Consider the following 24,368-nt stretch of genomic DNA (forward strand, 5'->3'; position numbering starts at 1 on the left):
TCAAAGCTCCACGACAGGTGAGGTTTCAACGGTAGCCGCGTGATACTGGCGCAATGCTTCACGCACGTGCGCGGCTTCTTCCAGGCCCAGCACCTGGCGGGCGATGATCTGGCAGTCGGCCAGGTCCAGCTCGCGCACGGTGGCCTTGATGGTGGGGATCAACGGCACGCTGACCGACAACTCATCCACCCCCAGCCCGAGCAACACCGGCACCGCCAGCGCTTCGGAGGCCAACGCGCCACACACACCGACCCACTTGCCATGGGCATGGGCGGCCTTGACCGTGGTGGCGATCAGGCGCAGCACCGCCGGGTGAAAGCTGTCGGCCTGGCTGGCCAGGCGCGGATGGTCGCGGTCCATCGCCAGGGTGTATTGGGTCAGGTCATTGGTGCCGATGGAGAAGAAATCCACATGGGGCGCGAACACATCCGCCATCAGTGCGGCGGACGGGACTTCGATCATGATGCCCAGCTTGGGCAGCTCGGTGAGCCCGAGCGCCAGCGCTTCCTCCTGAAGAATAGCGCGGGCCTGGTGCAGCTCGGACAGCAGGCTGACCATCGGCAACATGATGTGCAGACGCGCAAAACCGGCGCTGGCGAGGATCGCGCGGAACTGTTCGCGCAACAGTTGCGGGCGCTCCAGGCACAGGCGAATGCCGCGCAGGCCAAGGAAGGGGTTGGTCTCGGCGTCCATCGGCACATAGGCCAGCGGCTTGTCGCCGCCGACGTCCAGGGTGCGCACCACCAGATTGCGCTCGCTGCCCAGGGCACGGGCGATATCGGTGTAGGTGGCCGCTTGTTCTTCGGGGCTTGGCGCGCGGTTGCGGTCCAGGTAGAGGAATTCGGACCGCAGCAGGCCGACGCCCTCGCCGCCCAACGTCAACGACTGCTCGACTTCTTGCAGCGAGGCGACGTTGGCGCTGACGTCGACGTGATGACCATCGCGGGTCGTCGCCGGCAAAGCCGCCTGCGCCACCTCGCGTTGACGTCGCAGAACCTGCTGTTGACGGGCCGTTTCCAGCTGTTCGATTTCCGCCAGGTCGGGGTCCAGGCGCAGTTCGCCTTTGTCGGCGTCCAGCAGCACTTGCTTGCCATTGGCCAGTGCCAACACCTGCACCGGCACGCCGCAAATGGCCGGCAAGCCCAGGGCCCGCGCGAGGATCGCGACATGGCTGGTGGCCCCGCCACCGACGGTGGCAAAACCCAGGACCTTGCGCGTGTCGAGGCTGGCGGTTTGCGACGGCGTGAGTTGTTCGGCGATCAGGATCGCACGCTCCGGCAAGTCCCAGGCGCTGTCTTGAACGCCAAGGATCAGCTTGAGCACGCGCTGGCCGACGTCGGCCAAGTCCGCCGCGCGTTCGGCGATCAGTGCATTGCCCAGGCCCTGGAACAGTTTGACGGTGGCGAGCGTGGCGCTGTTCCAGGCAAAGGCGGCGCTCTTGCCTTGCGCCAGCAGGTCGTGGGCGTGTTCCAGTAAGGTCGGGTCTTCGAGCAATTCCTGGTGAGCGCGGAAAATCTGCGCCTGGGCGCTGCCGCTGGCCTTGTCTTGCAAGGCTTGCAGCGCTTCGCTTGCCGCCAGCAGGCCGCGCTGCAAAGCGCCACGCTCAGCCGATTCACCGCTGCCCGGTTCCGTGATGTTCAACGCGGGCTCGGTCACTTGCACCACTTGGCCAAACGCCGAGCCAGGCGATGCGCACACGCCGCGCAATAACGTCGACGACGATACCGACTCAATCACTTCAACCGGTGCCGCGACCGTCTCGCCGCAACCGTCAGCCAGCAACGCCACCAATGCCTTGATCGCGGCCTCGGCGTCCGCTCCCGCCGCGCTCACTTGCAAGGTGTCGCCGTGCACGGTCTGCAGCGCCATGATCGCCACCAGCGACTTGGCATTGGCACTCTGGGTTTGCTTGTGCAGGTAGATGCTCGCGTTGAACCCCTTGGCCGCCTGGGCCAGCACCGCGGCCGGACGTGCGTGCAGGCCGTTGGCGTTGGGCAAGGTCAGCGGCTTGGAGAACAGCGCATCGCCCTCCTCCTCATCCCCTGCGTCAACCGCCGCGCCTGGGAATAACTGCATCAATGGCTGGCCGACCTCGACCAGACCGTTCGCCAGCAAGGTAAACGGCTCGCCGCTGACCACCAGCATCAGGGTCAGCAAACTGCGCGCATGCAGCGCCACGTAGTCGGCATCGAATTCGATCAGCGCTTGCCCGGCCTCCACCTGCTGGCCTTCCTGCACCAAGCGGGTGAAGCCTTTGCCGGCGAGGTTCACGGTGTCCAGGCCGATATGCAGCAGCACCTGCACGCCGTGGTCGTTGGTGATGCTGACGGCATGCCCACTGTCCTGGATATTGCTGATCACCCCGGCCAACGGCGCGCAGAGGGTCTGCGAGGTCGGGTCGATGCACAGGCCGTCGCCGATCAGGCGGCTGGCGAATACCGGGTCGGGCACCGAGTCCAGCGCCAGCAGCACACCGGACAAGGGTGCCAGCAGTTCCAGGGGGTTGGATGGGGTCATGACTTCACCTGTTGTTGTGTTCTGTAAAAATCATAGGGTGGAAACATATTTCAGATTCAGCGAGGGCCCCTGTGGGAGCCGGGCTTGCCCGCGATAGCGGTACATCAGACAAAACACTGCTGGCTGACACACCGCCATCGCGGGCAAGCCCGCTCCCACATAAAGCTCATCCACTTGAATCCGCGTTATTTCCACCAGTATTCGACTTGCACACCAAAGTTCGACCCATGCCGCGCCGTGCCGTACGAACCCGTGTCGGACAACGCCGACCCCGCCGCCAGCTCATTCGCCGCGCGCTTGGCCGCTTCGTTCCAGGTTGCATAGGTGTAGTACAAACGCACTTCCGGGCGCGCCCAGAAATCCGGGCCTTTGGGCGACCAGGTCGGCGCAAAGGTAAATTTGCTCAGCTTGCGCGTGCCGCCCGTGGCATCCACCTGATCATGGCCCAGCTCGGTAACCAGCTTGAACTGCTCGCTGATGGCATACGCCGGGCGCACGCCGACCGACATCCAGGTCTGGTCCTGGCTACCGGGGCGAATATCCTTCTGGTACACCGCCTCGATCTGCCCGCCAAAACGCGGGGTCACCTGCCAGTCGAAAAACTCCACGGCGCGGTAACTCTTGCTGCTGTTGTCCAGGAAGGTATTGCCGGTGTAACCGAGCCCGGTGCCGGGGCCTTCGCCGTACTGCAAGGCGAACTTGTTCTTTCCACCAAGGAAGGGCTTTTGCACGTGCTGCGCGGTGATCGCCCAACCGCTGTTGGTGTCGCGCCCGCCGGCTTTTTCGATATAGCTCAAGCCGAGTTCCAGCTCGCCGCCGGGGTTAGTCTTGAAGCCGGCGACGTTGAAGTCGTGACGGGTGGCGTATTCCTTCTGGTACAGGTTGTCCTTGCGCGAGATCGCGTAGCTGTACTTGAGGTCGCCGATCAGCACGTCCTCGATACCGCCGCCCGTGGCGCTCTGGTTCCAGTAGTAGAAGTCGGAGATATGGATGTCGTTACGCTTGTAGTAACGCCGCCCGGCCCAGATCGAGCCGCCGTTGAGGCTGGGCAGGTTGGACCACTGCGCGTACATCTGCGGCATGCGCGCCGAGCCGTTGTTCTCGCCCTGGAACTTCAGCTCGCGGTCGTACTTGTTGTACAGCGACGCCATCGCATCGACGCTGAGCACCGAGCCGTCGTCGAGGGTCAGCAGGTCCTGGCGCAGTTCCAGCTCGGCGTATTGCTCACATTCGTTGCCCAGGCGGTATTTGGATTGCGCCCCCGGTAACTGGAAACATTGCTGCGGGCCGCTGCCCGTTGACGTCCCCGCGCCACTGCGCAAATAGCCGGCAAATTCCAGGGCCTGAGCGCCAAAGGGCAGGCTCAGGCAGGATGCAACGAGGCCCAGCTTTATCGTGGTTTTCATGAAGCACTCCGATATTTTTATTATGGTTTTTGCAGCGCCCCGTGCTCCCACACGGGGGTACAACGGGTCTCAATCCTTGAGGTGCAGCACAAACGATTCGTACGGGCGCAGCACCACTGTCGCGGTTTGCTGCGGGCGGTCGGGGTAGTTGCTAATCAGCAGGCGTTGCCCGCTCGTCGCGTTAATCACGCCATCGGGCAGTTGGATTTCGCACGGCGTGCCGTAGAAATTGTTCAACACCAGCAGGCGCTCACCCTGGCCTTCGCGCAGGTAGGCCCAGACCTGGAGATGGTCCGCCAGGAGTTGGCGGTAAACACCGTGCTGGATCAGCGGTTCATGGCGACGCAAGGCGATCAGTGCGCGGTAGTGATGCAGCACTGAATCCGGCTCATCCAGCTGGTTTTCGACGTTGATCTGCGCCGCGTTGGCCGGGATACCAATCCACGGCTCGCCCCTGCTGAAACCCGCATTGGCCCCGGCATTCCACTGCATCGGCGTACGCCCGTTATCCCGCGACTTCTGCATGATCGCGGCCATGCTCGACGCCTCGGACTCACCGGCATCGCGCTTGAGGCGGAAGATATTCAGGGTCTCCACATCGCGGTACTGCTCGATGCTGTCGAAGCCCGGATTGGTCATGCCCAATTCTTCGCCCTGATACACATACGGCGTGCCCTGGAGGAAGTGCAGCGCAGTGGCGAGCATCTTGGCCGAGACCACACGGTACTCGCCGTCGTCACCAAAGCGCGAAACCACCCGTGGCTGGTCGTGGTTGCACCAGAACAACGCGTTCCAGCCACCGCCGGCCTGCATGCCCAGTTGCCAGTCGGAAAAGATCTGCTTGAGCTGGAGGAAATCGAAGTCGGCTTTCACCCACTTTTGCAGGTTCGGGTAATCGACTTTCAGGTGATGAAAGTTGAAGGTCATCGACAGTTCTTTCGACGCTGGATTCGAATAGCGAATGCAATGTTCCAGGCTGGTGGACGACATCTCGCCGACGTTGATCAGGTCGTGGCCTTCGAAGACTTCGCGGTGCATTTCCTGCAGGTACTCATGCACGTTGGGGCCGTCGGTGTAGAAGCGCCGGCCGTCAGTGTTGTCTTCGGGGAAATCCGCGGGCTTGGAGATCAGGTTGATCACGTCCAGGCGGAAACCGCCAACGCCCTTGTCGCGCCAGAAGCGCATCAGCTTGAACACCTCGGCGCGGACCTTGGGGTTGTCCCAATTGAGGTCGGCCTGGGTGTGGTCGAACAGGTGCAGGAAGTACTGGCCGGTTTGCGCCTCGTATTCCCAGGCCGAGCCGCCGAACTTGGATTCCCAGTTGTTCGGCTGGTCGCGCCAGATGTAGAAGTCGCGGTACGGGTTGTCGAGGCTGCTGCGCGCCTGCTGGAACCATTCGTGTTCGATGGAGGTGTGGTTGACCACGATGTCGAGCATCAGCTTGATACCGCGCTTGGCGGCTTCGCTGATCAGCAAATCGCAGTCGGCCATGGTGCCGTAGCTGGGGTCGATGGCGTAGTAGTCGCTGATGTCGTAGCCGTTGTCGCGCTGCGGCGAGCGCAGGAACGGGGTGATCCACAGGCAATCCACGCCCAGCCATTGCAGGTAGTCGAGTTTGTCCACGATGCCCAGCAAGTCACCGGTGGCGTTACCCGCGTGGCTGTGGAAGCTTTTGGGGTAGATCTGGTAGATCACCGAGTGTTGCCAGTTTTGCATGGGGATTCCTTCAGTAGAGTTGTGTGCTGGCTTTGCGGGCCTCATCGCAGGCAAGCCAGCTCCCACCTTTGAATGTATTCACAAATCAAAAATGTGGGAGCTGGCTTGCCTGCGATAGCGATAGATCAGGCAACCCTGTACCCAGGCCGAACAATCTTCATGCTCAACCCACAGGTCAAAACAAACGGCACCACGATCGCAATCACCATCCCGATCACAAAGCTCGGGATGTACTGCGGGATGATCGAGATAAACCCAGGCAAGCCACCGACCCCGATGGCCGACGCCTGCACCTTGTTCAGCGACAGGAAAATACTGCCCAGCGCCGAGCCCAGCAGCGCGGCATAGAACGGAAACTTGAAGCGCAGGTTCACGCCGAACATCGCCGGCTCGGTGATGCCGAAATACGCGGAAATCGCCGAGGTGGACGCCATGCTTTTGTCCCGTGCATTGCGGGTCATGTAGAACACGCCGAGCGCGGCGCTGCCCTGGGCCAGGTTGGACATGACGATCATCGGCCAGATAAAGGTGCCGCCCTGGGTGGAGATCAGTTGCAGGTCCACGGCGAGGAACATGTGGTGCATGCCGGTGATCACCAGCGGTGCATACAGCAGGCCGAAAATCGCCCCGCCGACCATCGGCGCCAGGTCGAACAGGGTGACCACGCCTTCGGTGATCAGGATGCCGAGGTGACGGGTCACCGGGCCGATGATCGCCAGCGCCAGCACACCGGTAACCACGATGGTGGTGATGGGCACGACCAGCAGCTGGATCGCATTGGGCACCCGCGCCCGCAGCCATTTCTCGATGACGCTCATCACATAGGCGGCCATCAGGATCGGCAGGATCTGCCCCTGGTAGCCGACTTTTTCGATCTTGAACCAGCCGAAGATATCGAAGTACGGCAGGCTCTGGCCGTCGAGGCCGGCGACCGCCTTGCCGTAGTTCCAGGCGTTGAGCAGGTCCGGGTGCACCAGCATCAGGCCGAGCACGATGCCGAGGATTTCACTGCCGCCAAAGCGCTTGGCCGCCGACCAGCCCACCAGCGCCGGCAGGAACACAAACGAGGTGTTGGCCATCAGGTTGATCAGGCTCCACAGGCCGTCGAGGTTCGGGTACGCCTCCAGCAGCGTCTGGCCCTCGATGAACATGCCCTTGGCGCCCATCAGGTTGTTCACGCCCATCAACAGGCCGGCGATGATCAGCGCGGGCAGGATCGGCATGAACACATCGGAAAAGACCCGCACCAGACGCTGCATGGCGTTGGTCTTGTCGGCGCCCTTCTTCTTTACATCGGCGATGGTGGCAGCGGCGAGGCCGGTCTGTTCGCGCAGGGCGGCGTAGACCTTTTCCACTTCGCCCGGGCCGATGACCACCTGGAACAGGCCACCGGTAAAGAACGAGCCCTTGACCAGATCGACCTGGTTCAGCGCGCTGCTGTTGACCAGGCTCGGGTCCTTGAGCGCCAGGCGCAGGCGCGTCACGCAGTGGGCGGCTTGCTCAAGGTTGTCGCTGCCACCGAGGTGTTCGAGGATCTCGCGGGCAATATTCGGATAGTCGTGGCTCATGCTTGGTTTCCACTTTGATTTTTTTATTTGGGGGCAGTCATTGGCAGCACGCCGAGGGCAAAAGTACTCGTCTGTACGAGTTAAAGCAACAACTCGTACAGACGAGTTTGAAAAAGTTTATTCCGTGTAGGACCTGACTGACTGTAGGTCGAATGGACAAACCCTAGCCATGCCACTAAGGTTCCTGCCTGAACGCAAAGGCACAGAGCCATCCCCATGAGCAAATACAACCAGATCTACACGGATCTGCTTGCCAGCATCACCACTGAACGCCTGCAACGCGGCACGCGCCTTCCCTCCGAAACCGAACTGATGCACAGCTACCAGGCCAGCCGCGGCACCGTACGCCGGGCCATCGAGCAATTGCAGGAGCGTGGGTTCGCGCAAAAGATCCACGGCAAGGGCACGTTCGTGTTGTCGCCCAACCCCATCGAGTTTCAACTGGGCGGCATCGTCAGCTTCTACGAAACCCACGCCGACCTGGGCGATGACGTACGTACCGAAGTGGTGGAATTTACCCAGTTCCCACTGGAAGGCTCACTGCAGCAACATATCGAAGCCGAGCCGGGCACCCTGATTACCCGTATCAAGCGGGTGCGGCGCATTGGTGGCAAACGGGTGATCCTCGACATCAACCACTTCGTCGCCGAGCTGATTCCGGGGCTGGACCGCGAGATTGCCGAGCAGTCGATCTACGCGTTTATCGAACAGACCCTGCAACTGCAAATTGCCTACGCCCAACGCACCATCGAAGCCCTGCCCCGCAGCAAGGACGACCAGGCGCACCTCGACCTTGAAGGGCAAAGCCATGTGATCGTGGTGAGTAACCAGACGTTTTTGCAGGATGGGCGGCAGTTCGAGTACACCGAGTCGCGGCATACGTTGGATAAGTTTTACTTTTCGGATATTGCGCGGCGATAAGCATAAACCGGGAGGATCATTGCACTGCGATACTCTTGGCCAGCCCTGCCGTCCACGCAGCAGTCATCTTCTCCCCGACCACCGCGAACGCTGGGTGAGTGCTTTGATACGCTGAAAGCTCTGCCATCGCGTGAGTCATGCCCTCTTGCACTCTGGCAAGCAGCTCGTTGCAGCGCGCCTCAGACAAGCTGCACGAACTGCGTCCGAACTGGACCAACATCTTGCGCTTGGGCCAAGCCTTCGAACCGCCGAGCAACAACCCCATAATGTCGTTGCTGCTGTACACGGTGGTGGTCACCAGATCGTAAGCCGGTGCTAGCCAAACGTCCGCGTCCTCGGCGCAATTTTCATACAACAAGCCGTAGTTTTTCAGGTGTGCGTCACCGTTCTGGATGCCCGCAGACAGCGCCACCATCAAGAAGAAGTCTTCCAGCGTTCCGGCGATACGGCTGGGCGTGACAAATGACCTGATCAGCTTCGCGCATCCCTGGTAGCTGCCGTCGTATTTCTTTGCGGTTCCCCATCCAGATAAAACACACATATCCTCAAATCCGAGGTAGGCGTCTTCACCGATATCGAACCGCTTCACCACCAGAAATTTCCCCTGCTGGCTGAGCTGGAACTCAGGCACCTCAAGGCCACAATGGAATGCAGCCCGCATGCAGAAAAACTCATTGGCCGCCAATTGTGGAAAGTCAGCTTCGTTGAACGCCTTCACCAAGTGCGTCGCGCCTCGATGGGTGAGACGCTCAATGCCAGCGCCCATGTCGTCAAGGTCGCGTACCAACACCTTGGGTTGAACACCCGACACCCCCGAGTAGGCGGCGTAGGTTTTCAGAAGGTCGTCGAACAGGTCTTTGGCGCCGTCATACACCAACAGCTCGGAGAGTTTGACCTCTGGCAATGACTCGCCCCCCGCGTCATGGGCAACACTGATACGACCCAGTTGATGCGGGCCCACAATGCCCAGCAGTGCGAAGTCGTCAAAGCCGCGCACAGACTTGCTAAAGCGCCGCACAAGCTCGTCCTTGAGATGCCCCTCGGGGATGTGCATCTCGAACAGAGGATGGATCCCGTACTCCCAGTTGTAACTCTCCAGGCGTACCGGCATGGTCAGGGATACGGCATTCTCTTCGCCGACAGTGTCGTTGTACGAGAAAACCGAATCGCGCCGGTCGGCCTCACTGCGTCCGAGTATTCCAGCCGGAACACCGCCTGCACCGATATACAGCCGTTCACTTTGACTCGTCATGGATGTTTCCCGATTTCAGCTCATCAAGGGTCTTGCGCCGACGCATGGGAATGGCAGTCAACTCATACCCCAAGCCCTCAAGAATCGCTGCGACTTTTCGAATACCCACTTCTGGAATGGTATTGTTCTCAATCCCCGAGATGGTCGCGCGACTCATGCCATGCCGTTGCGCGAGCTGGCTCTGAGTAAGACCGGCAGCCTTGCGCAGTCCTTTGATCAATGCTCCCAAATCGCCCATGCAAAATGCATCCTATACAATGCAAAATAGATAAAGATCAACTTATGCACCATATACAATGCATTTAAACTTGAATAGTCTTTTATTTGCATACGACGCCAGGCTCAGGGTTTCGGCTTGAAGTAGAGCTTGTATGGGTATCAATAGGAAAGAAGCATCGTGAATATTCCGAAAAAATGGCGTGACCAACACCCCCATGCACTCATCGAGCAGCAGACCATCGGCGAGTCGCGCGCCGACGTCTTCCGCCTGCGCCTGGACGACAACACGGATCTGTTCCTGAAGTCCGAGCCCGTTGACGAACTGGGTGAGCTGGCAGACGAAATCGAGCGCCTTCGCTGGCTGCGGCAAATGAATCTGCCTGCGCCCGTGGTTATCGATGAAGTGACAGAAGACCAGCGCCATTGGCTGCTGATGACTGCCGTACCCGGACAGGACCTGGCCAGCGCCAGCGAGCTTTCTGCCGCGCAGATCATCGACATCCTGGCAACGGCCCTGCGTACCTTGCACCAAGTGCCCGTTGCGCTTTGCCCATTCGATCACTCCCTTGAAGTACGTATCCCACGTGCCCAGGAGAATATTCGTGCAGGGTTGGTGGACGGCAGCGACTTCGACGACGAGCGATTGGGGCAAAGCGCGGAGGAAGTGTTTGCAGAACTGTTGGCGACTCAGCCCACCACCCATGATCGGGTGGTAACCCACGGCGATGCCTACTTGCCGAACTTCATGGCGGCAAACGGGCGCTTCAGCGGTTTCATCGACTGTGCACGGCTGAGCGTCAGTGACCGCCATCAAGACTTGGCCCTGGCCGCCCAGAGCATCGAACGCGAGCTTGGCCAGGCGTGGGTGAAACCCTTCTTTGAGCGCTACGGTGTCGAGCCCGACGAGCAGCGCATGAAGTTCTACTGCCTGCTCGACGAGTTCTTCTAGCCCCAAATGCAAAACCCCGGCACCAGGCCGGGGTTTTGTCATTCAGCAATCACCTGCTAACGCAGGATCATTCCCACTCAATCGTCGCCGGCGGCTTGCTCGACACGTCATAAGTAACGCGCGAAATGCCTTCGATCTCATTGATGATACGGCCGCTGACCGTTTCCAGCAGTTCGTACGGCAGGTGTGCCCAACGAGCGGTCATGAAGTCGATGGTTTCTACGGCACGCAGGGCCACGACCCATGCGTAACGACGGCCATCGCCGACAACGCCAACGGATTTCACTGGCTGGAACACCACGAATGCCTGGCTGACCTTGTGGTACCAGTCGGCCTTGCGCAGTTCTTCGATGAAGATGTGGTCGGCGCGACGCAGCAGGTCGGCGTATTCCTTCTTCACTTCACCCAGGATGCGCACGCCCAGGCCCGGGCCCGGGAATGGGTGGCGGTAGACCATGTCGTACGGCAGGCCCAGTTCCAGGCCCAGACGGCGGACTTCGTCCTTGAACAGTTCGCGCAGCGGTTCTACCAGCTTGAGGTTCATTTCCTCAGGCAGGCCACCCACGTTGTGGTGGGACTTGATCACGTGGGCCTTGCCGCTCTTGGCGCCAGCCGATTCGATCACGTCAGGGTAGATGGTGCCCTGGGCGAGGTACTTGATGTTATCCAGGCTGTTGGACTGGGCATCGAATACGTCGATGAAGGTGCGACCGATGATCTTGCGCTTCTTCTCTGGGTCGGACTCGCCGGCCAGGTTGTTGAGGAACTGGTCCTCGGCGTTGGCGCGGATCACCTTGACGCCCATGTTCTCGGCGAACATGGCCATCACTTGCTCGCCTTCGTGCAGGCGCAGCAGGCCGTTGTCGACGAACACGCAGGTCAGTTGGTCGCCAATGGCTTTGTGCAGCAGGGCTGCTACCACGGAGGAGTCAACGCCGCCGGACAGGCCGAGCAGTACGTTGTCGGTGCCGACCTGGGCGCGCACCTGGGCGATGGCATCTTCAGCGATTTTCGACGGGGTCCACAGGGCTTCACACTCGCAGATGTCGAGGATGAAGCGCGACAGGATGCGGCCGCCTTGCTTGGTGTGGGTCACTTCCGGGTGGAACTGCACGCCGTAGTAGCGACGCTCGTCGCTGAACATGCCGGCGATCGGGCAGCTCGGGGTGCTGGCCAGGATGTGGAAGTCTTCCGGCATCCTGGTGACCTTGTCACCGTGGCTCATCCACACGTCGAGGCCGAACAGGCCGTCGGCGTCAACGTGGTCTTCGATGCCGTCGAGCAGGCGGCTCTTGCCGACCACGTCGACACGGGCGTAACCAAATTCACGCAGCTCGGAACCTTCAACCTTGCCGCCCAGTTGCTCGGCCATGGTCTGCATGCCGTAGCAGATACCGAAGACGGGCACGCCCAGGTCGAATACGGCTTGCGGGCAACGCGGGCTGTTGGCTTCGTGCACGGACTCGGGGCCACCGGCGAGGATGACGCCTTTGGGTGCGAATTCGCGGATCGCTTCGTCGTCCATGTCGAACGGATGCAGTTCGCAGTACACGCCGATTTCACGCACGCGGCGGGCGATCAGCTGGGTGTACTGGGAACCGAAGTCGAGGATCAGGATGCGGTGGGCGTGAATGTCGAGGGCCATGGAGTCAGTCTCGTCTATGTAATTCAGAAACAACTCGGGGCTGAAAACAGCCCCGGTTACTTAACGTATGCAGAAAGCATCAACCTACGCGGTAGTTTGGCGCTTCCTTGGTGATCTGCACGTCGTGGACATGGGATTCAGCCATGCCGGCGCCGGTGATCCGCACGAACTCTGGCTTGGTGCGCATTTCTTCGATGTCGGCGCTGCCGGTGTAACCCATCGAGGAACGCAGGCCGCCCATCAGTTGGTGGATGATCGCGCTCAGGGTGCCTTTGTACGGCACGCGGCCTTCGATGCCTTCCGGGACGAGTTTCTCGGCGCCTGCCGAGGAGTCCTGGAAGTAACGGTCGGAAGAACCTTGCGCCTGGGACATGGCGCCCAGCGAACCCATGCCACGGTAAGCCTTGTACGAACGACCCTGGAACAGTTCGATCTCGCCTGGTGCTTCTTCAGTACCGGCGAACATCGAGCCCATCATCACGCAGGAAGCACCGGCAACGATGGCCTTGGACAGGTCACCGGAGAAACGGATGCCGCCGTCGGCGATCAACGGTACGCCGGTGCCTTCAAGGGCAGCCGCCACGTTGGCGATGGCGCTGATTTGCGGCACGCCCACACCGGCAACGATACGGGTGGTGCAGATCGAGCCAGGGCCGATACCGACCTTGACCGCATCCGCGCCCGCTTCGGCCAGGGCCTTGGCGGCAGCGCCGGTGGCAATGTTGCCGCCGATCACTTGCACTTCAGGGAAGTTCTGCTTGACCCAACGCACGCGGTCGATCACGCCTTTGGAGTGACCGTGGGCAGTGTCGACCACCACCACGTCAACGCCAGCAGCGACCAGCGCGGCAACGCGGTCGCCGGTGTCTTTACCGGTGCCGACCGCAGCGCCAACGCGCAGACGACCTTGGTCATCCTTGCTGGCCAGCGGGTAAGCCTTGGCTTTTTCAATGTCGTTGACGGTCATCATGCCTTTAAGGGCGAATTTGTCGTCGACGATCAGCACGCGCTCGATGCGGTGCTTGTGCAGCAGTTCGCGCACGTCGTTCTTGTCGGCGCCTTCCTTGACAGTGACCAGACGCTCTTTCGGCGTCATCACTTCACGGACGGTGACTTCAAGACGGTTTTCGAAACGCACGTCACGGGAAGTGACGATGCCGACCAGGTCGCCATCATGCAGCACCGGAACACCGGAGATGTTGTGCAGGCGGGTCAGGTCGAACAGGTCACGCACGGTGGCGTCGGCTTCGATAGTGATGGGATCTTTGACCACACCGGCTTCGTAACGCTTGACCTTGCGCACTTCGGCAGCTTGCTGCTCGATGGTCATGTTCTTGTGGATGATGCCAATGCCGCCTTCCTGAGCCATGGCGATTGCCAAACGGGCTTCGGTGACGGTGTCCATGGCAGCGGAAACCAGAGGAATATTCAGCTCGATGCCACGGGTTAGGCGGGTCTTGAGACTGACTTCGTTAGGAAGCACCTCGGAATAACCGGGCACTAGGAGAATGTCGTCGAATGTCAGAGCTTCTTGGCTGATACGCAGCATCGCGGGGGCTCCCGAGCGGGAAAATGGAAGCGCGCCATTATATACATGCGCCCTGCCGGGCTCAATGTAAAACTCTGACAAACTTGGTAATACTGATAGATGGATTAAAGTTCGCCCTGTGAGCGGCGGGACGCGGAGCGTCCAGAGCGGCATTCCCACGCGGAGCGTGGGAACGATCAGGATTAGAGTTCGACTTTGACCCAACTCATCTTCTGGTCCAGCCAATCGGCGAATTCGTCGATAAAGCTCTGCTTGAACCCCGCCTCCGCCCAGTTGTTGAAGATGAAGCCCAGGTTGGAAAAGCCGCACTCCTGCAGGAACAGGAAGCCGTTGATGTCGTCTTCATGCCCACACAGCGGGCAGGTGAAGTTGTCGGTGTGGCCAGGCATCCAGTCTTCCAGGCTGTCGAACAGCGCCTCGCCGACTTCCTTGCGGCACTCCGGGCAGCCGGCTTCTTCGAGAAAGCCCTTGGCGGGCGTGTAGATGCAGCGTTTGTAGATGATCTCCAGGCCATTGATCGGCTCATTGAACGGCAGCGCCTGCGGGTACAAAACCACCGCGCGGGCGCCGTCGGCCAGGGCATAGCCCATGCGGTTGCCGGTGCGCCCGCAGGTGGTGAGTTCTTCCTTGATGATGTTCTTGCGCACCAGCCAGCGCACGATCGCCCGGGGCGCGGGGTTCGTGGACGGGCAAGGTGGAGATTTTCGGGACAAGGATGCTTTGGGAGTTCATGGGAGTCCTGCGGTGTGGCCACTGGCGCCATCGCGGGCAAGCCCGCTCCCACAGTTGCAATGCAATCCCTGTGGGAGCGGGCTTGCCCGCGATGAGGCCCTAAAGGCTGGCAGCTTAATCCCTGCCCCACACAGGTCAAGTACTCAAATACCGCCCAATCAACGCTAGCCCACTGGCCAGCACCAACCACGTCACCAACCGCACAAACGCCTCCCGCGACAGGCGCATCGTCAGCCTGCGCCCAAACCACAGCCCCAAAGCCATCGCCGGCAACAGGCACAACGCCAACATCAGCAACGGCAAATCCGCATACACCCCGGCCATCAGGAACAGGCTCAAGCGCACCACCGTGCTGCAACTGATCAACGCACTTTGGGTGGCCCGCGCCGCGTCCTTGGGCAAACGGCTGTTCAGGTAGATCGCATATAAAAAGCCGCCGCTGCCAAACAGTGCGCCAAACAGCCCGCCCACGGTGCCCATGGGAATCGACCAACCCGCCGCCAACTGCGCCGGCCTTGCTTTTACCAGCAGGCTGTAGAGCGCATAAGCACTGATAAACAGCCCCATCAGCAGCAACAACACATCCGAATGCAGGTTAAGCAAAAACACCACGCCAAGGCTGCAACCGATCGCCATGCACGGCAGCAACCTCAGCAGCTCGGGCTTGTTCACGTCGCGCCGCGATTGCAGGAGGTTGCCAAAGGCCGCGACAAAATCCAGCAGCACCAGCAACGGGATGATTTTTGACAGCGGCATGAACAGAATCAGGATCGGCCCTGCCACCAGCGCCGTGCCAAAGCCCGCAATGCCAAACACGATGTAGGCCACCACCACGCCCACGGCAATCACCAGCCAATCCACACCGCCAAACGACCACTGGCTCAATAGCTCAACCGCGCCCATGGGTTATTCCTTGAAAAAGATGACCTTCACTTTAGCCATCGGCGAGGGTTGCGACTAATATCTTCAAAGCCCTCCACCTATCTCGAAAAGGCATGACGCGTGATCTCCACCCGCCAACTGCGCTACTTCGTCGAAATCGCCGACAGTGGCAGCTTCAGCGCCGCCGCCGAGCGTTTGTTTGTCGCCCAATCGGCGCTGAGCCGGCAGATCAAGGAACTGGAAACCCAACTGCAAACCCCACTGTTCGAACGCACCGCGCGCCAGCCCCGGCTGACAGCGGCGGGCGAAGCGTTCTACCCGCGGGCGCGCAATCTGTTGAGTGAGCTGATCAAAGCCAGTGAGATGACGACGCAGATCGGCAACGGCCAACTCGGCACACTGCGCTTGAGTCATTCGAGCACCGTGCCGATGAGCGGCGCGTTGCTGCAAGGAATCAGCACCTGGCTGGAACGCTGCCCCGGCGTGTCGATGGACATCGCCAAGCTGTCCTCGGAAGCGCAACTGGAAGAAATCGCCGACGGCCGCCTGGACGTAGGCTTGTTGCGCCTGCCGGTGCTGCGCCAGCGTGAAGGCGTGCGTGTAACGCCTTTATATAGTGAACAAGTGTTGCTGGCCGTGCCGCCGAGCCATGCGCTGGCAAGCAGCAGTGCGCCGATTGAACTGGAACAGCTCAAGGACGAAGCGTTTATCTCGATCCCCCACCCTCAGCGCGGCGGCCTGAGTTATCTGTCGGCCGAGTTGTGCATGCGTGCGGGATTTTTCCCCAAGGCCGCACGGGTGATGTCACGCAAGACCACCCAGTTGCAGCTGATCCAGGCCGGCTTCGGTATTGCCTTGTTACCAAAATCCATGCAGGACATCGCCCCCGCCAACCTGTGTTTTTTACCGCTGGCCGACCCGGACTGCCTGAGCACCGTGGCCCTGGCTTGCGCGCAGGCGCCCAGCGCACTGGTGGAGCAATTCTGCCAAACCTTGCAGGAATGCCTATAAACTGCCGCCCATGATTAAAGATCTCTGCTCATGATTAAAGACCCGTTCGCCCGCCTGGGCCTCGACCGCGAAGTCCTCACTGTCAGCCAGCTCAACGGCCGCGCGCGGGTGTTGCTGGAAGACGTGTTCACCAATATCTGGGTCGAAGGCGAGATCTCCAACCTCGCCCGCCCGGCCTCCGGCCACGTGTATTTCACCCTCAAGGACAGCGGCGCCCAAGTGCGTTGCGCACTGTTTCGCAATAACGCCGCGCGGGTGCGCCAAGCCTTGAAGGACGGCCTGGCGGTGAAGGTGCGCGGCAAGGTCTCGCTGTTCGAGGGCCGTGGCGACTACCAGTTGATCCTCGATACGGTGGAACCGGCCGGTGATGGCGCGCTGCGCCTGGCCTTCGATGCGTTGAAGGAAAAGCTCAGCGCCGAAGGCCTGTTCAGCGCCGAGCGCAAGGTGCCGCTGCCGGCCCATCCGCGGCGCATCGGCATTATCAGTTCGCCGACGGGCGCGGTGATCCGCGACATCATCAGCGTGTTCCGCCGCCGGGCGCCGAACATTGAACTGACACTGATCCCGACGGCCGTGCAAGGCCGCGAGGCGATCCCGCAGATCGTGCGGGCGCTGAAAATGGCCGACGCGCGGGGTTTCGACGCCTTGATCCTGGCCCGTGGCGGCGGTTCGCTGGAAGACCTCTGGTGCTTCAACGAAGAAGCCGTAGCCCGTTCCGTGGATGCGTGCGTTACGCCCATCGTCAGCGCCATCGGCCATGAAACCGATGTATCAATCAGCGACTTTGTCGCCGACGTGCGCGCCCCTACCCCGTCCGCCGCCGCCGAACTGCTTGCGCCAGACGCCAGCCATCTGGTGCGCCAGGTCGAGAACCTGCATCGCCGCCTGGTGATGCTGATGCGCAATCGCCTGAGCCACGACCGCCTGCGCCTGGAAGGCATGGCCCGGCGCCTGCGCCATCCCGGCGAACGCCTGCGCCAGCAAGCCCAGCGCCTGGACGACCTGGACATGCGCCTGCGCCGGGCCTTCGAGCGCAGCCTCAATACCCGTCGCGAGCGCCTGATCCGCCTGGAAACCCGCCTCGCCGGCCAACACCCCGGCCGCCAACTGGCCCTGCTGCGCCAGCGCCTCGACAGCCTTGCCGAACGCCTGCCCCGCGCCATGCGCGAAGGCCTCAAGGCGCGCCGCCTGCAACTGCAAAGCCAGGTGCAGACGCTGCACGTGGTCAGCCCGTTGGCGACCCTCGGCCGCGGCTACAGCATCCTGCTGGACGAACGCGGCCAGGCCATTCGCAATGCCGCGCAAACCCACACCGGCCAGCGCCTGACCGCACGCCTCGGTGAAGGCCAACTGCAAGTGCGGGTGGAAGACAACCACCTCACGCCCGTCACCCTTTCGTTATTGGATTGATTGATGCCACGTTTATTCAGCCTATTGATGTTGTTGTGCCTTGCCGTTAACGCCCACGCCGACAGCTACATCACCCGCACCTTGAACAAGCCGGTGCCGGGTGGCGTGGCCGTCGTCGACCTGGGCCCGGCGGCAACTGCACCGAAGGCCAGCTACCAAGGCAAACCGGTGTTGGTGGTAAAGGAACAGGACAACTGGCTGGCAATTGTCGGCATCCCGCTGACGGTCAAGCCGGGTAACGAGCGCCTCAGCAGTGGCGGGCGCAACCTGCCGTTTATCGTCGGCTACAAGAAGTACCCGGAACAGCGCATCACCTTGAAAAACAAAAGCCAGGTAAACCCCGAGCCGGCGCAACTCAAGCGCATCGAGGCGGAACTGGCGGTGCAGATCAAGGCTTACCGCAGTTTCAGCCCGAACCTGCCCAGCAACCTGGTGCTGGACAAACCGGTGAATGGGCCGCTGTCGAGCAAGTTCGGTGTGCGCCGGTTCTTCAACGGTGAAGAGCGCAATCCCCACTCCGGCCTGGACTTCGCGGTGCCGGCGGGTACGCCGATCAAGACCCCGGCGAATGGCAAGGTGATCCTGGTGGGCAACTACTTCTTCAACGGCAACACCGTGTTCGTCGATCACGGCCAGGGGTTTATCAGCATGTTCTGCCATATGTCGAAGATCGATGTGAAAGTCGGTGATCAGCTGACCCGCGGCGCCGTGGTGGGCAAAGTCGGCGCGACCGGCCGTGCGACGGGGCCGCATATGCACTGGAACGTCAGCCTCAACGATGCGCGGGTCGACCCGGCGATCTTTATCGGCGCCTTCCAACCCTGATTGATTCGATTGCGCGCCAGCCAAATGGCGCGCAATAAAAAATAGACGCGCGACAATTCCCAACCATAAAATCTTGTTTTCTACGCCAATAGCAGAACTTATCTCAATTTTCCCCGACTGCTTGCCATCTTTCACCCCGGCGGTTAGGGTTGAGCTTATGAAAACCTCTCACACCCTCATTCAGCTCCGCCAGCACCGCAGCCTGTGCCTTGTCAGCGCACGACTGCCAGGCTGAATCGATCTGCCTCGTCCTACGCTTTATCCCCAATAACAGTTCCACGGCAGGCCGCCTCTTTTCGGCCCCTAAACAAAGGATTTCCCGATGAGCATGCTCAAAGACCCGTCTTCGAAGTACCGCGCGTTCCCGACCATCGACATCCCGGACCGCACCTGGCCTTCGAAAACCATCACCACCGCGCCGATCTGGTGCAGCTCCGACCTGCGTGATGGCAACCAGTCGCTGATCGAGCCGATGGACGCCGCGAAGAAACTGCGTTTCTGGAAGACCCTGGTGTCGGTAGGCGTGAAGGAAATCGAAGCGTCGTTCCCGGCTGCGTCGCAAACCGACTTTGACTTCGTGCGCACCCTGATCGAAGACAACCACATCCCCGCGGACACCACCATCCAGGTGCTGACCCAGGGCCGTGAAGACTTGATCGCGCGCACCTTTGAATCCCTGCGCGGTGCGAAAAAGGCCATCGTGCACTTGTACAACGCCACTTCGCCGTCGTTCCGCCGCATCGTGTTCAACCAGGACAAGGACGGCATCAAGGCCATCGCGGTCAACGCGGCCAAGCTGTTCGTCAAATATGCCGCCCAGCAGCCAGAGACCCAGTGGACCTTCGAATATTCCCCGGAGACCTTCAGCGCTACTGAGCTGGAGTTCGCCAAGGAAGTCTGTGACGCGGTGATCGAGGTGTGGAACCCGACGCCTGAGCACAAGATGATCCTAAACCTGCCAGCCACGGTTGAATGCGCCACGCCGAACATCTATGCCGACCAGATCGAGTGGTTCGGTCGCCATATCAACCGTCGTGACAGCGTGATCATCAGCCTGCACACCCACAACGACCGTGGCACCGGCGTAGCCGCCACCGAGCTGGGCCTGATGGCCGGCGCCGACCGTGTCGAAGGTTGCCTGTTCGGCAACGGCGAGCGTACCGGTAACGTCGACCTGGTCACCGTGGCACTGAACATGTACACCCAGGGCCTCGACCCGCAGCTGGACTTCTCCGATATCGACGGCGTGCGCAAAGTCGTCGAAGAGTGCAACCAGATCCAGGTGCACCCGCGTCACCCGTACGTGGGCGACCTGGTGCACACCGCCTTCTCCGGCTCCCACCAGGACGCGATCCGCAAGGGCTTCGCCCAGCAGAAAGACGACGCCCTGTGGGAAGTGCCGTACTTGCCGATCGACCCCGCCGACATCGGCCGCAGCTACGAAGCCGTGATCCGTGTGAACAGCCAGTCGGGCAAAGGCGGCATCGCCTACCTGCTGGAGCAGGAATACGACATCAGCTTGCCGCGCCGCATGCAGATCGAGTTCAGCCAGGTGGTCCAGGCCGAAACCGACCGCGTGGGCCTGGAGATGACCGCGCCACAGATCTACGCCTTGCTGCAGCGTGAATACCTGCAAGCCAACACCCCGTACGCGCTGGTCAGCCATCGTCTGCAGGAAGAGAACGGCAACAGCAGCGTGGAAGTGGAAGTGTCGGGCAAGGGCCAGGGCGAGACCAACCTGCGCTGGCAGGGCAAGGGCTACGGCACCCTGGAAGCGCTGGTCGCTGCCTTGCCGATCAAGGTCGAGATCATGGACTACAACGAACACGCAATCGGCGCCGGCACCAATGCCAAGGCGGCGGCCTACATTGAACTGCGTGTGAACGGTGAACGTCCGGTGCATGGCGTGGGCATTGATGAAAACATCACCACGGCCAGTTTCAAGGCGGTGTTCAGTGCGCTGAACCGTTCGTTGAGCCAGTTGGAAGCGAAAGCGGCGTAATCGGCTGCTGAAATGTGGAAGGCCCCTGGATGTGAGTCCAGGGGCCTTTTTTGTTGGTTGTGAGAGCCTCATCGCGGGCAAGCCCGCTCCCACAGTTGAACGTGTTCACAAATCAAAATGTGGGAGCGGGCTTGCCCGCGATAGCGGTGTGTCAGACAAACTGAAAAGTATCGGCATCCAGATTCGCCGGGAATCGGGTGCGATACGACGCCAGCTCCGCCGCATTCAGGCACACCTGGAACACGCCATCCGCTTCCCCCGCACTGAGCAAGGTCTCACCCTGGAAATCCAACACCTGGCTGTCCCCGGTGTAGGCAAAGCCCTTGCCATCCGTGCCCACCCGATTCACCGCCGCCACGTAACACAGGTTCTCGATGGCCCGCGCCGGCAACAGGCGGTTCCAATGCAATCGCCGTGCGCCGGGCCAGTTGGCGGTGTACAGCAGCAGGTCCGTGTCCTGGGCATCGCGGCTCCACACCGGGAAGCGCAGGTCGTAGCAAATCAGCGGGCGAATGCGCCAGCCCTTCAACTCGAACTGCACCTGGCGTTCGCCGGGGGTGTAGTGATTGTGCTCGCCGGCCATGCGGAACAGGTGGCGCTTGTCGTAGTGCCACACCTCGCCGTCCGGGCGTGCCCACAGCAAGCGGTTGCGGTGGCTGCCATCGGCGGCCTCGATAATCACGCTGCCGGTAATCACGGCGTTGTATTTTTTCGCCTGGGCCTGGAGCCAGTGATGGGTCGGACCGTGCTCCGGTTCGGCCAAGACAGCGGACTCCATGGAGAAACCGGTGGTGAACATCTCCGGCAGGACGATCAGGTCGGCGCCCCTGGCCTGTTCCAGCAACAGCTCGAAGTGTTCCAGGTTGGCCTGGCGGTCATGCCAGGCCAGGGTGGTCTGGATCAGGGCGATGTTCAGGTCCGGCAGTGCACTTAGATCACGCATAGCTTTTCAGCTGCTTGGCGCAGCGTCTCCTCGCGTTTGGCAAAGCACAGGCGCACCAGGCGCTGGCCTTGCGGTGGGTTCTGGTAGAACACCGAGACCGGGATCGTCGCCACGCCGTGTTCGCGGGTCATCCACAGGGACATGGCGACGTCATCCAGGTCCGGGCGGATCTGTGAGTAATCCACCAGTTGGAAGTAGGTGCCGGCCACGCGACTAAAGCTGAAACGCGACGGCGCCAGCAAGTCGCAGAACAGGTCACGCTTGGCCTGGTAGAACGCCGGCAGTTCCTCGACATGTTCCGGGTGCTCGACCATGAAGTCAGCCAGGGCGAACTGCAACGGCGTCACGCCGCAAAAGTTGACGTACTGGTGCACCTTGCGCAGTTCGGCCGTAAGCGCCGGTGGCGCAACCACGTAGCCGGTTTTCCAGCCGGTGACGTGGTAGGTCTTGCCGAAGGAGCTGACCACGAAGGCGCGCGCGTACAACTCTTCGTGGGCCAGCACGCTGACGTGAGGCACACCGTCGAACACCAGGTGTTCGTAGACCTCATCGCTGACCAGGTAGATATCGCGGTCGCGGATCAATTCGGCCAACTGGTCCAGCTCGGCGCGGCTGATCAGGGCGCCTGTGGGGTTGTGTGGGGTGTTGAGGATGATCATGCGTGTACGCGGCGACAGCGCCGCCTTGATCCGCTCAAAATCCAGCGCAAAGCCTTGCAGGCTCAACTGCACATGCACACAACGACCACCGGCCAGCTCGACCGAGGGCTCATAGCTGTCGTAGCAAGGGTCGAACACGATGACTTCATCACCGCTGCGGATCACCGCCTGGATGGCGCAGAAGATCGCGGCGGTGGCGCCGGGTGTGATGGTCACTTCGCTGTCGGCATTCACGGTGGCGCCATAGCTGCGGGCGATCTTGGCTGCCACTTGCTGGCGCAGGGCCGGCAGGCCGGTCATCGGCGAATATTGGTTGTGCCCGCTGGCAACGTGCTTGCCCACCGCATCGAGCAAGCCTTGGGGGCCGTTGAAGTCGGGGAAGCCCTGGGACAGGTTGAGCGCGCCCGTCTCGGCAGCGAGTTGCGACATGGTGGTGAAAATGGTCGTGCCGACATTCGGCAGCTTGCTGGTGATCATGGGAGCCCCCCTTCGGGTGAGGCTGCAAGTTTTAAGCTGCAAGCTGCAAGCAGGTCAAGCGACAAACCATCAGGCACAAAAAAGGGCTCCAAAGGAGCCCTCTCTTGCAGCTTGTAGCTTACAACCTGAAGCTGCCGTTACTTCTTATCCCGGCGCTTCTTGTCGGCCTTCTTGTGGTGAGTCATCAAACGACGCTTCTTGTTCACCTGACGGTCGGTCAAGGTGTTCTTGTTGCCTTCGTACGGGTTATCACCACCCTTGAACTCGATACGGATCGGCGTACCGACCAGTTTCAAGACACGACGGTAGGTGTTTTCCAGGTAACGCACGTAGGACTTCGGCACCTTCTCGATCTGGTTACCGTGGATCACGATAATCGGCGGGTTGGCACCACCCAAGTGGGCGTAACGCAGTTTGATCCGGCGGTTGTTGACCATCGGCGGCGCGTGCTCGCCTACCGCGTCTTCCAGGATCTGGGTGAGGCGGTTGGTCGGCCAGCGGGTGACCGCGGACTTGAACGAGTTCTGTACGGATGCGTAGAGGTTGCCCACGCCAGTACCGTGCAGTGCCGAGATAAAGTGGATATCGGCGAACTCGACGAAGAACAGCCGACGTTGCAGCTCGATCTTGACGAAATCGCGCTCGCTCGGCGTCATGCCGTCCCACTTGTTGATCGCGATCACCAGGGCGCGACCGGCTTCCAGGGCAAAGCCCAGCAGGTTCAGGTCGTGGTCCACCACGCCTTCGCGGGCGTCCATCACAAAGATCACCACGTTGGCGTCTTTGATCGCTTGCAGGGTTTTCACCACCGAGAACTTTTCAACTTCCTCGTGGATCTTGCCGCGCTTGCGCACACCGGCGGTGTCGATCAGCGTGTACTTTTCCTCGTTGCGTTCGAACGGGATGTAGATGCTGTCGCGGGTGGTGCCGGGTTGGTCATAAACGATTACCCGGTCTTCACCGAGCATGCGGTTGACCAGGGTCGACTTGCCCACGTTAGGGCGGCCGATGATGGCGATCTTGATACCGTCTTTTTCGCTCGGACCAGGAATGCGCTTGGCTTCCTCGCCTTCGGCGACGATCTCTTCTTCACCCTCTTCTTCCTCGACATCATCCTTGGGGAAATCGCGCAGGGCGATTTCCAGCATCTGGGTGATACCACGACCGTGGGCACCGGCGACCGGAATCGCATCGCCCAGGCCCATCGGGCTGAATTCGGCACGGGCCGCTTCAGGATCGATGTTGTCGATCTTGTTCGCGACCAGGTAGGAACGCTTGTTGCGCTTGCGCAGGTGCTCGCCAATCATTTGGTCAGCAGCGGTGTAGCCCGCACGGGCGTCCACCAGGAACAACACGACATCGGCTTCTTCAATGGCGAGCAGCGACTGCTCGGCCATTTTTTCGTCCATGCCATGTTCGTCACCGGAGATACCACCGGTGTCGACAATAATGTATGAGCGCCCTTGCCACTTTGCCTCACCGTATTGGCGATCACGGGTCAGACCGGACAAGTCGCCAACGATGGCGTCACGAGTCCTGGTCAGGCGGTTGAACAAGGTGGACTTGCCGACGTTAGGTCGGCCCACCAGGGCGATTACGGGAACCATGCGGCTCTCCACTTCGTTATTTCAGAAAATACAAAAGCCGCTGCAAGGCAGCGGCTGGTGCTCGGGGCAGCATCGTCA

General features: G+C 61.0%; 18 protein-coding genes and 1 pseudogene. 6 read left to right on the forward strand and 13 right to left on the reverse strand.

The annotated features are described in order from the left end of the window. The 4 genes from ptsP to treP form a co-directional block, all read right to left on the reverse strand. The gene (gene ptsP / locus PSH87_RS22880; protein WP_305431228.1) at positions 1-2,517 is read right to left on the reverse strand and encodes a phosphoenolpyruvate--protein phosphotransferase; all 2,517 of its coding nucleotides are present in this window, start codon (positions 2,515-2,517) and stop codon (positions 1-3) included. A gap of 185 nt (positions 2,518-2,702) precedes the next feature. Then, positions 2,703-3,923, reverse strand: coding sequence for a carbohydrate porin (locus PSH87_RS22885; protein ID WP_305431229.1), 1,221 nt, complete (start codon positions 3,921-3,923; stop codon positions 2,703-2,705). Between the two features lie 69 nt (positions 3,924-3,992). Continuing rightward, positions 3,993-5,639, reverse strand: coding sequence for an alpha,alpha-phosphotrehalase (treC, locus tag PSH87_RS22890; RefSeq protein WP_305431231.1), 1,647 nt, complete (start codon positions 5,637-5,639; stop codon positions 3,993-3,995). 125 nt (positions 5,640-5,764) lie between these two features. Next, positions 5,765-7,207 carry a PTS system trehalose-specific EIIBC component gene (treP, locus tag PSH87_RS22895; RefSeq protein ID WP_017736801.1) on the reverse strand — a complete coding sequence of 481 codons (1,443 nt, stop codon included), beginning with the start codon at positions 7,205-7,207 and terminating at the stop codon, positions 5,765-5,767. A 216-nt stretch (positions 7,208-7,423) separates the two neighbouring features. On the opposite strand from treP, the gene treR reads away from it, so the two are divergent. Continuing rightward, positions 7,424-8,128: a trehalose operon repressor gene (gene treR / locus PSH87_RS22900; RefSeq protein ID WP_017736802.1), complete on the forward strand. Its 705-nt coding sequence runs from the start codon at positions 7,424-7,426 to the stop codon at positions 8,126-8,128. A 16-nt stretch (positions 8,129-8,144) separates the two neighbouring features. On the opposite strand, the gene PSH87_RS22905 is transcribed toward treR, so the two are convergent. Further along, complete coding sequence (locus PSH87_RS22905; protein WP_305431233.1) at positions 8,145-9,380, reverse strand: type II toxin-antitoxin system HipA family toxin; 1,236 nt, start codon at positions 9,378-9,380, stop codon at positions 8,145-8,147. After that, positions 9,364-9,618 carry a helix-turn-helix transcriptional regulator gene (locus PSH87_RS22910; RefSeq protein ID WP_017736804.1) on the reverse strand — a complete coding sequence of 85 codons (255 nt, stop codon included), beginning with the start codon at positions 9,616-9,618 and terminating at the stop codon, positions 9,364-9,366. Before PSH87_RS22910 ends, PSH87_RS22905 begins: the two co-directional genes overlap by 17 nt. A gap of 159 nt (positions 9,619-9,777) precedes the next feature. Here PSH87_RS22910 and PSH87_RS22915 point away from each other — a divergent pair, with 159 nt between their 5' ends. Continuing rightward, a complete protein-coding gene (locus PSH87_RS22915) occupies positions 9,778-10,548 on the forward strand; it encodes an APH(3') family aminoglycoside O-phosphotransferase (protein WP_305431234.1) in 771 nt (256 codons plus the stop codon). A 67-nt stretch (positions 10,549-10,615) separates the two neighbouring features. Here PSH87_RS22915 and guaA read toward each other — a convergent pair whose 3' ends face one another. From guaA to PSH87_RS22935, 4 genes and pseudogenes are all read right to left on the reverse strand, one after another. Beyond that, entirely contained in the window at positions 10,616-12,193 is a 1,578-nt protein-coding gene (gene guaA, locus PSH87_RS22920; RefSeq protein WP_017736806.1) for a glutamine-hydrolyzing GMP synthase, read from the reverse strand. Positions 12,194-12,272: 79 nt separating this feature from the next. Beyond that, complete coding sequence (gene guaB / locus PSH87_RS22925) at positions 12,273-13,742, reverse strand: IMP dehydrogenase (protein ID WP_017478674.1); 1,470 nt, start codon at positions 13,740-13,742, stop codon at positions 12,273-12,275. Positions 13,743-13,924: 182 nt separating this feature from the next. Then, positions 13,925-14,474 (reverse strand): annotated as a pseudogene (locus PSH87_RS22930) (sugar ABC transporter ATPase). Between the two features lie 135 nt (positions 14,475-14,609). Beyond that, positions 14,610-15,377, reverse strand: a complete 768-nt coding sequence (locus PSH87_RS22935) for a sulfite exporter TauE/SafE family protein (protein ID WP_305431236.1) — start codon at positions 15,375-15,377, stop codon at positions 14,610-14,612. Positions 15,378-15,476: 99 nt separating this feature from the next. Between PSH87_RS22935 and PSH87_RS22940 the strand changes: the two genes are divergently transcribed. From PSH87_RS22940 to leuA, 4 genes are all read left to right on the forward strand, one after another. Next, a complete protein-coding gene (locus PSH87_RS22940; RefSeq protein ID WP_305431237.1) occupies positions 15,477-16,367 on the forward strand; it encodes a LysR family transcriptional regulator in 891 nt (296 codons plus the stop codon). 30 nt (positions 16,368-16,397) lie between these two features. Then, positions 16,398-17,777 (forward strand): exodeoxyribonuclease VII large subunit, encoded by a 1,380-nt coding sequence (gene xseA, locus PSH87_RS22945; protein WP_305431238.1) that lies wholly within the window; start codon positions 16,398-16,400, stop codon positions 17,775-17,777. Positions 17,778-17,780: 3 nt separating this feature from the next. Continuing rightward, positions 17,781-18,602, forward strand: coding sequence for a M23 family metallopeptidase (locus PSH87_RS22950; protein ID WP_017736811.1), 822 nt, complete (start codon positions 17,781-17,783; stop codon positions 18,600-18,602). 322 nt (positions 18,603-18,924) lie between these two features. Continuing rightward, complete coding sequence (gene leuA / locus PSH87_RS22955; protein ID WP_017736812.1) at positions 18,925-20,604, forward strand: 2-isopropylmalate synthase; 1,680 nt, start codon at positions 18,925-18,927, stop codon at positions 20,602-20,604. A 151-nt stretch (positions 20,605-20,755) separates the two neighbouring features. On the opposite strand, the gene PSH87_RS22960 is transcribed toward leuA, so the two are convergent. The 3 genes from PSH87_RS22960 to der all read right to left on the reverse strand — a co-directional run bounded on the left by PSH87_RS22960 (position 20,756) and on the right by der (position 24,290). Then, a complete protein-coding gene (locus tag PSH87_RS22960) occupies positions 20,756-21,547 on the reverse strand; it encodes an amidohydrolase (RefSeq protein ID WP_305431240.1) in 792 nt (263 codons plus the stop codon). Continuing rightward, positions 21,535-22,683, reverse strand: coding sequence for a pyridoxal phosphate-dependent aminotransferase (locus PSH87_RS22965; protein ID WP_017736814.1), 1,149 nt, complete (start codon positions 22,681-22,683; stop codon positions 21,535-21,537). The genes PSH87_RS22960 and PSH87_RS22965 overlap by 13 nt, the downstream gene beginning before the upstream one ends. Positions 22,684-22,820: 137 nt before the next feature. After that, entirely contained in the window at positions 22,821-24,290 is a 1,470-nt protein-coding gene (gene der / locus PSH87_RS22970; protein ID WP_003194008.1) for a ribosome biogenesis GTPase Der, read from the reverse strand. Between the last annotated feature and the right edge of the window lie 78 nt (positions 24,291-24,368).

It is taken from the genome of Pseudomonas sp. FP453, from assembly GCF_030687495.1.
GTDB lineage: Bacteria > Pseudomonadota > Gammaproteobacteria > Pseudomonadales > Pseudomonadaceae > Aquipseudomonas.